13 protein-coding genes and 1 tRNA gene are annotated in these 14,087 nt (G+C 36.0%); 2 read left to right on the top strand and 12 right to left on the bottom strand.

Annotation, left to right across the window (positions count from 1 at the left end; translation table 11 throughout):
- Positions 1-38: 38 nt before the first annotated feature.
- From AC6CHH_RS04930 to AC6CHH_RS04970, 9 genes are all read right to left on the bottom strand, one after another.
- A complete protein-coding gene (locus tag AC6CHH_RS04930) occupies positions 39-1,226 on the bottom strand; it encodes an aspartate aminotransferase family protein (RefSeq protein ID WP_498280331.1) in 1,188 nt (395 codons plus the stop codon).
- 58 nt (positions 1,227-1,284) lie between these two features.
- The gene (locus AC6CHH_RS04935; protein ID WP_498280333.1) at positions 1,285-1,716 is read right to left on the bottom strand and encodes a hypothetical protein; all 432 of its coding nucleotides are present in this window, start codon (positions 1,714-1,716) and stop codon (positions 1,285-1,287) included.
- Entirely contained in the window at positions 1,716-2,627 is a 912-nt protein-coding gene (locus AC6CHH_RS04940) for a hypothetical protein (RefSeq protein ID WP_498280335.1), read from the bottom strand. Before AC6CHH_RS04940 ends, AC6CHH_RS04935 begins: the two co-directional genes overlap by 1 nt.
- A 34-nt stretch (positions 2,628-2,661) precedes the next feature.
- Positions 2,662-3,207 carry an RNA polymerase sigma factor gene (locus tag AC6CHH_RS04945; RefSeq protein WP_498280337.1) on the bottom strand — a complete coding sequence of 182 codons (546 nt, stop codon included), beginning with the start codon at positions 3,205-3,207 and terminating at the stop codon, positions 2,662-2,664.
- A gap of 6 nt (positions 3,208-3,213) precedes the next feature.
- A complete protein-coding gene (locus tag AC6CHH_RS04950; RefSeq protein WP_498280339.1) occupies positions 3,214-4,167 on the bottom strand; it encodes a transketolase family protein in 954 nt (317 codons plus the stop codon).
- A 10-nt stretch (positions 4,168-4,177) separates the two neighbouring features.
- A complete protein-coding gene (locus tag AC6CHH_RS04955; RefSeq protein ID WP_498280341.1) occupies positions 4,178-5,026 on the bottom strand; it encodes a transketolase in 849 nt (282 codons plus the stop codon).
- Positions 5,027-5,294: 268 nt separating this feature from the next.
- Entirely contained in the window at positions 5,295-5,849 is a 555-nt protein-coding gene (locus AC6CHH_RS04960; RefSeq protein ID WP_498280343.1) for a NifU family protein, read from the bottom strand.
- A gap of 75 nt (positions 5,850-5,924) precedes the next feature.
- Entirely contained in the window at positions 5,925-7,274 is a 1,350-nt protein-coding gene (gene purB / locus AC6CHH_RS04965; RefSeq protein ID WP_498280345.1) for an adenylosuccinate lyase, read from the bottom strand.
- Between the two features lie 122 nt (positions 7,275-7,396).
- Positions 7,397-7,615 (bottom strand): hypothetical protein, encoded by a 219-nt coding sequence (locus tag AC6CHH_RS04970; RefSeq protein ID WP_498280347.1) that lies wholly within the window; start codon positions 7,613-7,615, stop codon positions 7,397-7,399.
- 233 nt (positions 7,616-7,848) lie between these two features.
- On the opposite strand from AC6CHH_RS04970, the gene AC6CHH_RS04975 reads away from it, so the two are divergent.
- Positions 7,849-9,198, top strand: a complete 1,350-nt coding sequence (locus AC6CHH_RS04975; protein WP_498280349.1) for an acyl-CoA dehydrogenase family protein — start codon at positions 7,849-7,851, stop codon at positions 9,196-9,198.
- Between the two features lie 90 nt (positions 9,199-9,288).
- Here AC6CHH_RS04975 and yidC read toward each other — a convergent pair whose 3' ends face one another.
- The 3 genes from yidC to rplS all read right to left on the bottom strand — a co-directional run bounded on the left by yidC (position 9,289) and on the right by rplS (position 13,435).
- Positions 9,289-11,112 carry a membrane protein insertase YidC gene (yidC, locus tag AC6CHH_RS04980; protein ID WP_498280351.1) on the bottom strand — a complete coding sequence of 608 codons (1,824 nt, stop codon included), beginning with the start codon at positions 11,110-11,112 and terminating at the stop codon, positions 9,289-9,291.
- Between the two features lie 38 nt (positions 11,113-11,150).
- A complete protein-coding gene (gene pyrG / locus AC6CHH_RS04985; protein WP_498280353.1) occupies positions 11,151-12,761 on the bottom strand; it encodes a CTP synthase in 1,611 nt (536 codons plus the stop codon).
- Positions 12,762-13,087: 326 nt separating this feature from the next.
- Complete coding sequence (gene rplS / locus AC6CHH_RS04990) at positions 13,088-13,435, bottom strand: 50S ribosomal protein L19 (protein ID WP_498280355.1); 348 nt, start codon at positions 13,433-13,435, stop codon at positions 13,088-13,090.
- A gap of 308 nt (positions 13,436-13,743) precedes the next feature.
- On the opposite strand from rplS, the gene AC6CHH_RS04995 reads away from it, so the two are divergent.
- A tRNA-Pro gene (locus AC6CHH_RS04995) sits at positions 13,744-13,817 on the top strand.
- The last annotated feature ends 270 nt before the right edge of the window (positions 13,818-14,087 follow it).

The raw sequence follows: 14,087 nt of genomic DNA on the forward strand, positions 1-14,087 counted from the left end.
TTTTAAATGGTTGATTTCGAATAACCAATATAATGAAACTAACAGAATTTGACAATGGCTTCACGTATAATTTTACACGACAGGCGTATCTCCTGCTCAGTAATCGTAAGTGGTGGGGCTATCCTTAAGGCTGTTTCACAGTGAAGATACCAATCAATAATGATTCCTTTGTTCGCACAATAGTTGCTCACCGAATAAACCTGATCAAAGTTTTCAAGTTGCAGGCACATCATTAAGCCTAAACCTCTTATTTCTTTAATCTGTGGGATATCCAATTCCGATCGGAATAATTTAGCTTTTGCTGAAACTTGTTCTATAAGATTTTCCTCTTGAATCACTTGTAAAGATGCTCTTGCTGCAGCGCAACTGACTGGGTGACCACCAAATGTTGTTATATGACCTAACATGGGATTTGCCTTAATAACATCCATCACTTGTTTAGGAGCAATAAAAGCTCCTAAAGGCATTCCGCCACCAATTCCTTTGGCTAACATTAAAATGTCCGGTACAATTTCAAAATGTTCAAATCCAAATAATTTTCCTGTCCTACCAAAACCAGTTTGTATTTCATCGAAAATTAGTAAGGCTCCGGTCTGATCACATTTCTTGCGTATAGCTTGTAAGTATTCTTTGCTGGGAACTCTTACGCCGGCTTCTCCTTGGATTGCCTCTAGGATCACCGCTGCGGTTTTATTCGTGATGTAGTCAATATCTTTTAAATCATTATATTGAATAAAAGAAATTTCAGGGAGTAAGGGGGCATACGCAGTTCTATACGCTTCATTTCCTATCAAACTTAAGGCGCCTTGGGTACTTCCATGATAGGCATTTTTAGCGGCAATAATTTCTCTTCTACCGGTGTATTTTTTCGCGACTTTCATTGCTCCTTCAACAGCTTCAGCTCCTGAATTGGTAAAAAAAACGGATTGAAAACTATTGGGAAGGACATTTAATAATTCCGTTGCTAAGTGTACTTGGGGAGATTGAACAAATTCTCCATACACCGTAACATGCATGAATTTGTCCAATTGGTCTTTGATCGCCTGGATTACTTTAGGATGTCGATGGCCAATGTTACTTACATTAAAGCCTGAAACTAAATCCATATATTTTTCACCATTTGGGCCAAATAAATAAATGCCTTCGGCTCGATCGATTTCAATTAATCTAGGTGATTCGGAAGTTTGTGCAGTATTTTTTAGGAATAGTTCTCTATTGCTTATCATTTTTTTCAATAGTGGATGTGAAAAAAAAGAAGCTCAAATTATGAGCTTCTTTAAATTTTTAATGTTTTCGGCCTCTGAGCTCCTTGTATAACAATTCAATAAATTCTTGCTCAACGGAGAAGAATTGAGACGCTCTCGCTTTACCAATGACCTCTGCGAACTTGGTTCGATATTTCTTTTTGGTATTGACTTCTTGTGCATCGTAAGTGATGACATCATTTTCAGCTCTAAACGATTTGCCTTTAATAGGTGCGTTGCTACTTAATCTATTTTTTTTAGATTTAATATCTCTTACTTCTTTTACATATTGATTATACAATGGAAAAAAACGTTGTGCCTCAGTAGGAGTTAATTGTAATTGTTTAGTAATATACGCAGCCTTTTGGTTCTCGATTGCTTCAAATCTTTCTTGATGAGATTGTCCATTTGCAACTAAACAAGCTAACCATATCAAACAAATTGTTGTAATAATATGTTTAAAACGAACCATTATAATGTGTAATTTAAGTAATCTTCTAATTCTTGATTCGATACCTCATTTCCGATCCCTTTGGAATCCTCCGGTTGATAGAAGTATTCTGCAATATATGATAAATCTGAGGCATCACTATAATTTGACAAGTAATTAATTATTTCATCCTCAGGAATTTCATTTAAAGATAAGATTTCCTTGTCAAGAGTTGTGTCATTTTCAGAATAAATTGTCGAAATACCTATGAAAACTGCTATACTCGCAGCCGCAGCTCCACTTAACCAGGCAATTTTACGGTATTTCTTACTGCTTCTTTCAGGTAGTTGTATGACTTTATTATCATCCAACTTTTCAACAATCTCAGAAGATAGTGTATTAAAGTATCCCTGAGGAACCTCAAATCCGTCTTCTTTTACCTTTGATTTTAGCGCATCCGAAGCGATAGACGACATAATGTTTTCCTGGGCTGATTCAAAGTAACCGGTAGGTATTTCGAATCCAGGATCATTAATTTTAACAGTGAGGGATTCCTGATCAATTCGGTCCAAAATAGACGAACTTAAGTTTTCGAAATACCCTTGCGGGACCTCAAAATCCTTACTTTGCATGTGATCAATCTTCACCTGTGCTAGGATAGTATTGGACAGGTTTTCAAAGTAGTTGCTAGGAATTGAAAAGTTGTCTTTTGCTTTAGTTTGATCAACCTTAGCGTTCAATATAACTTGTGATTTCAACGCATCGAAATATCCCGAAGGTATTAAAAAGCCTGCTTGGTCTTTCCCTTTTAATTTTTCAAGTTTTATTTGAAATAAGGAATATTTGTTTAGATCATTAAAGTAATTGTTAGGCACAGTGAAAGGGTTGACACGTAGTGAGTTAGGTAGTTTTTCGCTTCCTGAGTCTCCGTAATATGTGTAGTTGTCTTTCATAGTACCCTAATAGATGGATTTTTTAACAAAAGGTTTAATCGTGTGTCGCAAAAAAGTTCTCTATTTTTTTAACCGCTAAGTGATATGAAGCCTTTAATGCACCTACGCTTGTTCCTAAAACATTTGATATTTCATCGTATTTCATGTCTTCAAAATATTTCATATTGAATACGAGTCTCTGTTTGTCGGGAAGAGTGAGTAGTGCCTGTTGCAATTTCATTTGCGCTTTATCTCCATTGAAATATGCTCCATCGGCCAATGATTCAGAAAGGTAAGCAGAATTCTCATCATCTAATGAGACATTCTGCTTTTGTTTCTTCTTATTTAAGAATGTAATACATTCATTAGTTGCTATTCTGTATAGCCAAGTGTACAATTGTGAATCTTCCCTGAATTTCTCAAGATTGCGCCATACTTTGATGAAAATATCTTGAACAACATCATCCGCATCATCATGATTGATAACCATGCGTCTGACATGCCAATAGATTTTTTGCTGATATTTATTTAGCAATAATCGGAAGGCCTCCTCGCGGGTGCTTTCCTCTGCAAATTTTGCTATTATCAGGGAATCTTCCATATTAAATTATTTTCTAGCTATTACTTTCCGTACAGCGCTTACAATATTTGCCGCGTTTAAGCCATATTTCTCCATTAATTGTGCAGGAGTTCCTGACTCTCCGAAACTGTCATCTACTGCGACATATTCTTGAGGAGTTGGTAATTTTTGCGCTAATATTTGTGCTACACTATCACCTAATCCTCCTAAACGATTATGTTCTTCTGCTGTAACAACACATCCCGTTTTAGCAACTGATTTTAAAATAGCATCAGCGTCTATTGGTTTTATGGTGTGAATGTTAATGATTTCCGCATTAATTCCTAATTTTTCTAACTCTTCTCCTGCTTGAATTGCTTCCCAAACCAAATGTCCTGTCGCTATAATCGTCACATCGGCTCCTTCGTTTAATAAAACTGCTTTTCCAATTTCGAACACTTGATCTGAAGGAGTGAAATTTGGAACAACAGGCCGGCCAAAACGGAGATATGCAGGACCCTGATGATTCACTAACGCTAGCGTTGCCGCCTTTGTCTGGTTGTAATCACAGGTGTTAATCACGGTCATCCCAGGCAACATTTTCATCAAACCTATGTCTTCTAAGATTTGGTGCGTTGCGCCGTCTTCTCCTAAGGTTAAACCAGCATGTGAAGCGCATATTTTAACATTTTTATCTGAATAAGCAATAGATTGGCGAATCTGATCATAAACACGACCTGTAGAAAAATTCGCAAATGTACCAGTGAAAGGTATTTTTCCGCCAATAGTTAGTCCTGCAGCAATACCCATCATATTGGCTTCCGCAATACCGATTTGAAAAAAACGCTCTGGGAAAGCTTTTATAAAGTCGTTCATTTTTAATGAACCTATTAAGTCTGCACAAAGAGCTACGACGTTTTCGTTGAGTTGACCAGCTTCTAGTAAACCAGCGCCAAATCCTGAACGAGTATCTTTAGATTCTGTATAAGTATATTTTTTCATTTATTCACTGTTAATAGTCACCAAAGGTTTGAGAAAGCTGGTTCAATGCTGATGTCAATTGCTCGTCGTTTGGCGCAACCCCGTGCCATTTATGAGAACCCATCATGAAATCAACTCCATTTCCCATTTCTGTATGCAATAATATAATGACAGGTTTTCCTTTTCCAGTACGCGTTTTTGCATGATCTAATCCTGCAACTACTGAAGCCATATCGTTTCCTTTTTCAACTTCCAAAACGTCCCATCCGAATGCTTCCCATTTAGCACGTAGATTACCTAAAGAAAGAACTTGGTCCGTGGAACCGTCAATTTGTGCTTTATTATAATCAACTGCAGCAATAATATTGTCCATTTTGTTGTGAGGTGCATACATAGCAGCTTCCCAAACTTGACCTTCTTGTAGTTCTCCATCACCCATTAGTACATAAACAAGATGGTTATCTTTGTTTAATTTCTTTGCTTGGGCAGCTCCAATTGCGGCTGACAATCCTTGACCTAGAGATCCTGACGCAATTCTAACTCCAGGAAGTTTTTCGTGTGTTGTGGGATGCCCTTGTAACCTTGAGTTGATTTTCCTAAAGGTTGCTAACTCGTTAACTGGAAAATATCCTGCACGGGCTAGTGTACTGTAAAAAACCGGAGAAATGTGACCATTTGAAAGGAAGAATATATCTTCTCCAATTCCATCCATGTTAAATGATGGGTCATTTTTCATCGCGTGGAAGTACAATGCTACAAAATAATCAGTACAACCCAAAGATCCTCCTGGGTGCCCTGATTGGCAAGCATGCACCATGCGAACGATGTCCCTTCTTACCTGCGAAGCGATTTGTTCAAGTTTGTTTATGTCTGCACTCATTTTAAAGTATAATGTTTCGATAATTTTAAAGACAAAGTTAATGATTTTAAATGGAGTACGGGGGCATAAACTTAATCTTTTAGTAATGACATATTTTTTTAAATTTTGTCTGTGAATTGATGAGATATTACTGCTTTTTTAGAATTACGTAGATCGTTTATTGTTTAGTAAGTTCAGGACATAAAAAAAGAACTCAAAGGTGCGCCTTGAGTTCTTCTATATAGTATGTTTGGCTTTACGCCAGATTTTATTTTTGACTTTGGATAGATTACATCGCTTCCGCTACAACCTCTTCTACCTCTGGTACCATTCGTTTAAGCAAACCTTCAATTCCAGCTTTTAAAGTAATTGTTGAGGATGGGCATCCAGAACAGGATCCTTTTAGTTCAACCGTTACGATTCCGCTCTCGAACGATTTGTATGAAATAGCGCCGCCATCCTGTTCAACAGCTGGACGTACATAATCATGTAAAACTTGCTGAATTTTCACCTCAATATCGGAACCCTCGAAGGATACATCTTCCGAATGTTCTAGAGGTTTGATGGCTAACTCGGATTCTACTGCTCCTTTAACAAATTCTTTTAACAAAGCTTCAATGTCAGACCATTCCGCATCCTCGGTTTTAGTTATGGTAACAAAATTACTAGCAAAGAATACCCCGCTAACAAAATTGAATTTAAATAATTCTTTTGCAAATGCAGATTCTTGTGCTTTTTCCCTGTCAGGGTAATCCAAACTACCATTTAATAGTAATTTGTTAACCAAAAACTTCATGGTCGCCGGATTGGGAGTACTTTCTGTATATACGTTTATAGTCGCCATTTGTGCTAAATTCTAATTATAATTTACAAATATAATGTAAAAATGCAGGGATAACCGTCATTGCTTCGTCAAAGCTTATAGTCTAACTCCTGTATAGTTGCTTGGTGATATTTTTTTAATTTCTTCTTTCACTTGGTCACTAACTTTTAGATTGTCAACAAATTCAGCTATTGTTTCTTGAGTAACCTGTGTATTGGTGCGGGTTAGATCTTTTAATGCCTCGTAAGGTTTGGGATACCCTTCTCTTCGTAAAATGGTTTGAATGGCTTCTGCTACAACAGCCCAATTGTTTTCTAAATCTTCTTTAAAAGCATCTTCGTTTAAAATTAATTTACGTAAACCACGCAAAGTTGAATTAATAGCGATCAGGGTATGTGCAATAGGGACACCTACATTTCGTAAGACAGTAGAATCTGTTAAATCACGTTGGAGTCTTGAAATGGGAAGTTTCGCTGCTAGATGCTCAAATAAAGCATTCGCTAAACCTAAATTCCCTTCAGCATTTTCGAAATCAATTGGATTTACTTTATGTGGCATTGCCGAAGATCCGATTTGACCAGCGGTTATTTTTTGTTTAAAGTATTCCATCGATATGTAGGTCCAGATATCGCGACATAAATCGATTAAAATATTGTTAATCCTTTTTAAAGCATCACAACTTGCAGCAAAATTATCATAGTGTTCAATTTGAGTGGTTGTTTGAGATCGATCTAAACCTAGTGTTTCGTTCACAAATTTATTTCCAAAAGCAACCCAATCATTTTCTGGGTAAGCCACATGATGCGCATTAAAATTACCGGTTGCTCCACCGAATTTAGCGGAGAAAGGAACCGTGCTAAGACTTTGTAATTGTTTATCCAAACGTTCCGTAAATACTTTAATTTCTTTGCCTAATCGGGTAGGGGATGCAGGCTGACCATGGGTGCGAGCTAACATCGGAATTTCTTCCCAAGCTGTTGAGAGTCCTTTAAGTTCATTCACTAACTCTGTCATGGCTGGATTATATACCTGGTTGATTGCATCTTTCCAAGAATAGGGAATAGCTGTGTTGTTGATGTCTTGAGAAGTGAGTCCAAAATGTATAAATTCTAATGAATCGGATAGTCCTAATTTTTCAAATTCGTTTTTTAAAAAATACTCAACTGCTTTTACATCGTGGTTAGTTACCTTTTCTGTGTCCTTAATCCACTGCGCATCTTGTAAAGAAAAATGACGATATATATCCCGTAACTTTTCATTTAAGCTTCCATCAAAGTGTTTTAATTGCGGAATTCCAGAATCGGATAAGGCTATAAAATATTCTACTTCAACCAATACGCGATATTTAATCAAAGCAAATTCCGAAAAATAATTCGAAAGATCTTTTGTAGCGTTATAATATCTGCCGTCAATGGGTGTAACAGCAGTAAGAGGTGATAATGTCATGGTATAATCTATTGTGTGTGACAAAAGTAAGAAAAGAAACACAGCTATACCAATCTAATGGCTATAAAACAACAAAAGCCCGTTATAAAACGAGCTTTTGATGTATTTTGAATGAGTTCGGATTATTGAACGTTTTCTAAAGAATCAACGATTGAATCTCCTTTTGCAAGAACTGAATCAGCAACATTTTCTAATGAATCAGCAACTTTCTCAGTAGTTGAATCTACAACGTTTTCTAATGAATCAGTAGTAGATTCTGATTTAGTTGCAGCGTTGTCACATGAAGCAACAGCGATAGTTAAAGCTAAACCTAAGAATCCGAATTTGAATAAATTTTTCATTTTTAATTTTCTATTAGTTGAAACAAATTTGTTTATTTAATTCTTAATACCATTTACCCTCGAAAGGTAACCCAAAATTTGATTTATTTTTTTATTTTATTTAATCTTCTGATTTTTAGCGGATTAAATAAAATATTTTTGTTTTGAGCAGGGCAAATATACAAAGTTTTGTCGATTTGCAACTATAAAAAACAATTTTAGTTATCTTTCTATTATTTTTTTAAAATTATGATATGTTAGGTAAAATTAAAAATATCTTAAAATTGGTTAAATCAGTTGATTTCGATCAACTTGAAAAGATTTCAAAAAAGGTCGATTTAACCGAAGTTCTTGGTGCGGTTTCTAAAATGGATGATAATCAATTGAAGATGGCCATGAAAATGTTAACCGGTAACAAGAAGAAAAAAGACCCACCTCCAATTAATGCAGATTTCTACGATATATCGGCCAAGTTGTCTCAGGAAGACCGTGCACTTCAGATGAAGGTTCGTGCATTTTTAGAGACCGAAATAAAACCAATTGTAAATAAGTATTGGTTACACGATGAATTTCCATTCGAAATAATTCCTAAACTAGCTGAACTAAATATTTGCGGCTATGTGTATGAGGGCTATGGTTGTGCTGCAGGTACTTCATTAATGGACGGTATCATCGCAAGTGAATTTGGCCGAATTGATCCTTCTATTGCCACTTTTTTAGGAGTTCAGAGTGGTCTTGCAATGGGGTCAATTTATATGTGTGGTTCTGATGAACAAAAAAATGAATGGTTACCTGATATGCAGCAATTAAAAAAGATTGGCGCTTTTGGATTAACAGAACCTTTGGTAGGTTCAGGAACTGCGGGTGGACTCACGACAACTTGTAAAAGGAATGGTGATACCTGGGTTTTGAATGGGCAGAAAAAATGGATCGGCAATTCTACTTTTTCTGATATGACTATTATTTGGGCAAGAGATTTAGATGATCAGCAGGTCAAGGGGTTCATTGTAAAGAAGGAGAATCCTGGTTTTTCTGTAGAAAAAATTAAAGATAAAATGGCTCTTCGAATTGTTCAAAATGGATTGATCACCTTAACGCAGTGTGAGGTGCCTGAATCGGATCGCTTACCGTTTGCTAATTCATTCAGAGATACTGCTAAAGTATTACAAATGACCAGGGCTGGTGTGGCATGGATGGCTGTAGGCTGCGCTAGGGGTGCATATGAAAATGCATTGGAATATACGATCAAAAGAGAGCAATTTGGTAAACCTATTGCCTCTTTTCAGTTGATCCAAAATCACTTAGTAGAAATGCTTTCTAACTTAACGGCAATGCAAACTTTGGTCTATAGGTTATCTGAACTTCAAGATGATGACTTGCTCAAAGATGAGCATGCTTCCTTAGCTAAAGTTTTTTGTACGTTAAGAACCCGTGATATCGTTTCTAGGGCGAGGGAGGTCATGGGAGGTAACGGTATCTTGTTGGAATACAATGTGGCAAGATTCCTCGCAGATGCTGAAGCAATTTATTCGTATGAGGGAACAAAGGAAATTAATTCTTTAATTGTTGGTAAGAGCATAACGGGATTTAGCGCATTTGTTTAAAACTAGTTCCGTATACTAGTATTTAAACTCAAAAAAGGTCTGATTTATAAATCAGACCTTTTTTGAGTTTTCAGCGTTAGTAAAATAAAACTAGCTCTTGTTTTTATTCTGTTGATTCGCTTGTTGTTGTCTCATCATATCTTCCATTTTTTTCTGGAAAGATGATTGTTTTTTTTCAGCCTGAGGCTTCTGTCTTTTCAACTCAATTTTGGCTAAGATTTTCTCGTCGTTTACAAATTGACGGATGATTACTTGAGTTAAAAGCGTAAGAACCGCTGAAAGAAAATAATAATAATTCAGACCTGCAGGAAAGCTGTTTAAGACAAATAAAAATATTAATGGCATGAAATATCCTATGTATTTCATTTGATTATTTACAGCACCCGAAGTTGAGTTATTGTACCATGTCGTTAATAAGGTTGTCAATGTCATTAAAATACACATCAAGGATATATGGTCAATACCGAAAATCGGAGCGAAGGTAATCGGAGCGTCATAAGTCGATAAATCCTTAACCCATAAGAAGCTTTCTCCACGTAATTCAAATAAATTGGGGAAGAAAAAGAAGAAGGCTAAAGTAAATGGCATTTGCAACAACAATGGCAAACATCCGCCTAATGGGTTAACTCCTGCTTGTTTGTAAAGCTTCATTTGCTCCTGTTGCAATAACATCGCATTGTCTTCGCCGACTTTGGCTTTTATTTCGTCCAATTGAGGTTTTAACACACGCATCTTTCCCATTGATTGGTAGGATTTGTATGTTAGTGGGAACATAATTAATTTTAGAAACAGGGTTAAGATTAAGATCACAATACCATAGTTCATGTTGAATCCATCTAAGAAATTGAAAATGGGTACTGTAATAAATTGATTAATCCATCCCATAGGCCCCCATCCTAATTTAATAAGTTTCTCAAAATCGTTACCCTCCGCCTTAAGTGTATTGTATTTATTCGGACCAAAGTAAAAGCTCAAACCATACTTGGCATCACTTTGTTTATTGAAAGCTAATTCACTTGTAGCTTTATAGTTTTTTACTAAACTGTCTTGGGTTAGAAAAGTCGAGGAAAGTTCCGAATTGCTGAACCCTTCCTTGTTTGTTAATACGATGGAAAAGAAATGCTGTTTAAAAGCGATCCAAGAAAGTTTATCTGTAATGGATTCTGTTTCATCTGATGTTTCAGAAAGATGATCTACATCTCCTTCTACGATTTTATAGAATACGGTCGATTTCTCTCGTTCAGACTTAATGTCACGTTCTTTTTTACTTAGGTTTGCCTCCCAATTCAAAAGTATATTCTTTGATTTTACGTCAATGACGTCATTCATGCCAACTGCACGGATGTCTAAACCTAAGTTATAACTGTCTCCAGAGAGGGTGTAGATGTAGTCTATATATTTGTCAGCTGAATAGGCCAATCGCATTGTAACCGAGTTTGACTCTTCTCCAGAAACTACAAAGCTGGCTCCTTGCGGTTCAAAATATAAGTCATTGGTTTGAATAGCCTTGGCAGGTGTGTTGAATTCAAGTCCAAAACGGTTATTTTCTCCGTCAAACAATATCAAGTTTGAACCATCGAAATTAGTTTCTTCCTTAAGTTCAACTGATTTTACTTTTCCTCCTTTTGTACTTAATTTAACAATTAGAAGCTCGTTTTGTAATGTTATGATTTCTTCATTCCCAACTGATACTTTGCCGAATGGTTGGCTTAATAATACAGAATCCGCTACGACAGAGGCCTTTTTAATTTGACTTGAATCTGCAATTGGTTGGATACCATTGGTGGCATTTTTAATAGAGTCTTGAAGTTGTTGCTCTTTTTTAATTTCGTCCTGAGATGGCTTAAGTAGGTAGAATGACCCTGCCAGGATGGCAAAAATTAAGATAAAACCTAGAATGTTATTTCTATCCATTGTTTTTTATTTTCTATTCGTTATTAGCTAGCGTGGCGCTATTTTAATTTTTTATGTATTAATGCAGCGGCTACAAAGCTAACAAAAAGTGGGTGAGGATTTACTACTGTTGATTTTAATTCTGGATGAAACTGTCCTGCTACAAAAAAAGGATGATCTTTGAGCTCGACGATTTCTACTAATCCAGAAGCTGGATTTATTCCTGAGGCTATCATACCTGCTTTTTCGTACTGTTTAAGGTATTCATTGTTGAATTCATACCGATGGCGATGTCTTTCAGAAATTTTTGATTTTCCATAAATAGTAAATGCTTTAGTTCCTTTTTTGATCTCACAATCATAAGCTCCTAAGCGCATTGTGCCTCCCATATTCTTAATGTTTTTTTGTTCTTCCATTAAGTTAATTACTGGGAATACTGTTTTTTCATCCATTTCAAAGCTGTTAGCTCCAGAAAGCCCAAGCACGTTTCTTCCAAATTCGATAACAGCACATTGCATACCTAAACAGATTCCAAAGAAAGGGATTTTATTTTCACGAATATACCGAATGGTTTGTAGCTTGCCTTCGAGACCTCTTTCTCCAAAACCTGGGGCCACAAGAACACCATCTAATCCGTCTAGTTTGTCGGCTACATTGTCATTGTTTATACTCTCTGCTGAAATGAGTTTAACTTTAACTTTTGTCTCATTTTTAGAGCCTGCATGTATAAAGGCTTCTGATATTGATTTATAGGCATCAGGAAGTTCTATGTATTTACCAACTAAGCCAATATTAACCTCATCAGTTGGATTTTTTAAACGTCCCAGAAAGGCTTTCCATAGTTCAAGATTCGGTTCGTTTTTGGTTGATAATTTTAATTTTGCGAGAACCGTTTTGTCTAATTGTTCCCTTAACATATTTAATGGGACATCATAAATAGTCGGAGCGTCAATTGATTCTACAACCGCATTAATATTGACGTTACAGAATAATGCTAATTTTTTACGAATATCCTGGTTTAGTTTATGTTCTGTTCTACAAACCAAAACATCAGGTTGAACCCCGTATTCTAATAAAGTTTTTACCGAGTGTTGGGTCGGTTTTGTTTTGAGTTCTCCTGCCGCGGCAAGGTATGGTACTAGGGTTAAATGAATTACCAACGAGTCGTTATTGCCCAACTCCCAGCGTAATTGTCTTACCGCTTCAATAAAAGGTAAGGATTCAATATCCCCTACGGTTCCACCTAACTCTGTAATGACGATATCAAATTCTCCACTTTGACCTAAGAGCATCATTCGACGTTTGATTTCATCGGTGATATGCGGAACAACCTGAACAGTCTTTCCTAAATAGGCTCCTGCACGTTCTTGTTCAATTACGTGGCTATAAATACGGCCAGTGGTGACATTATTTGCTTGAGATGTTGGTACGTTTAGGAAACGTTCATAGTGTCCTAAGTCTAAGTCTGTTTCTGCCCCATCTTCGGTTACATAGCATTCGCCATGTTCGTAAGGGTTCAACGTTCCTGGATCAATATTGATGTACGGGTCAAATTTCTGAATGGTGACTTTAAAACCACGCGCTTGGAGAAGCTTGGCAAGGGAGGCTGCAATAATGCCTTTCCCTAACGACGAAGTTACGCCGCCCGTAACAAAGATGTATTTAGTCATAACGTTTTTGATGGATTTCTAAAGGTAGATAGACTGTTTTTCATTCAGTTAATCTGCTCTATGTACGGGATACAAAGGTACGAAATTTATTAAATATGACCTAATAAAAACGACCTTATATATGAGTTAATTTAATTTTGTTAGTGAGTTGATTGACAACATTGTATTTGTTAAAAACAAAAGTCTTCTTTTATTTGAATACAATTTAATGAATTATTTTGATTGTTAATCTGTAGAAATATTGGGAGGATGATTCTGAAAATCTGAATAAAAAAATAAGGGCTAAGCAGAAAGCAGAGCCCTTAAATATATTTTTTGTATAAAACTTAAACTCTTTTAGTTTTGATACGTGCAGCTTTTCCTGTAAGTCCGCGCAAATAGAATAATTTAGCACGACGCACTTTACCAATGCTGTGAACTTCAATTTTAACAATGTTCGGAGAGTTGATTGGGAAGATACGTTCTACACCAATACCATTTGAGATTTTACGTACGGTGAATGTTGTGTTGGTACTTTCACTGTTAAGTTGAATTACTACCCCTTGGTACACCTGTACACGCTCTTTGTTTCCTTCGCGAATTTTATAATGAACGCTGATGGTATCTCCTCCTTTGAAAGCGGGAACTTCATTCTTTACTACCGCTTGTTCTTCTACAAATTTTACTAAATCCATGATTCTGAGTAATTAATAACGATATTTAACCTGTAAAAATCGGAATGCAATATTACAGCTTTGTTTTGATATTTAAAAATTCTATTTATACTTTTTTATTCCTCGCTAGAAGAATGCTTGCAAAAGTAGATAAAATGAATTGAATTTCCATAATTCTTTTAAATTTTCTTTTAAATTCTTGTCTTAGGAGAATGCTGGTAAAAATAATACTCATAAAATGAGATCGTTAGTGTTTTTTATGTAAAAAAAACTTGACAAATTTGATTTTCCCCGTATATTTGTCCCATCAAAAAAAGGAGATACCTTTTCGGGGTGTAGCGTAGCCCGGTATCGCGCCACATTTGGGATGTGGAGGTCGTAGGTTCGAATCCTGCCACCCCGACAACACTTACACTAAGTAAGGTCGAAAACCCGCAAATTCATAGAATTTGCGGGTTTTTTGTTTTATATCATATCAAGAAACTCCAAAGAATATCAATGTAAATGTGAGTAAAACGGTGAGTCATTTTAAGTTTTAAATTTACTCACCTAATAGCTTATAAATAACTGTAAATCATTTGTTTAATACATTTATTTTGATGCTGTTTATAATTGTTTGACTTCTTCACTTGATTCCACCCTATGGTTGGAATTTGAGAATTGCTCCAAAGAG

The organism is Sphingobacterium sp. GQ94, from assembly GCF_059758715.1.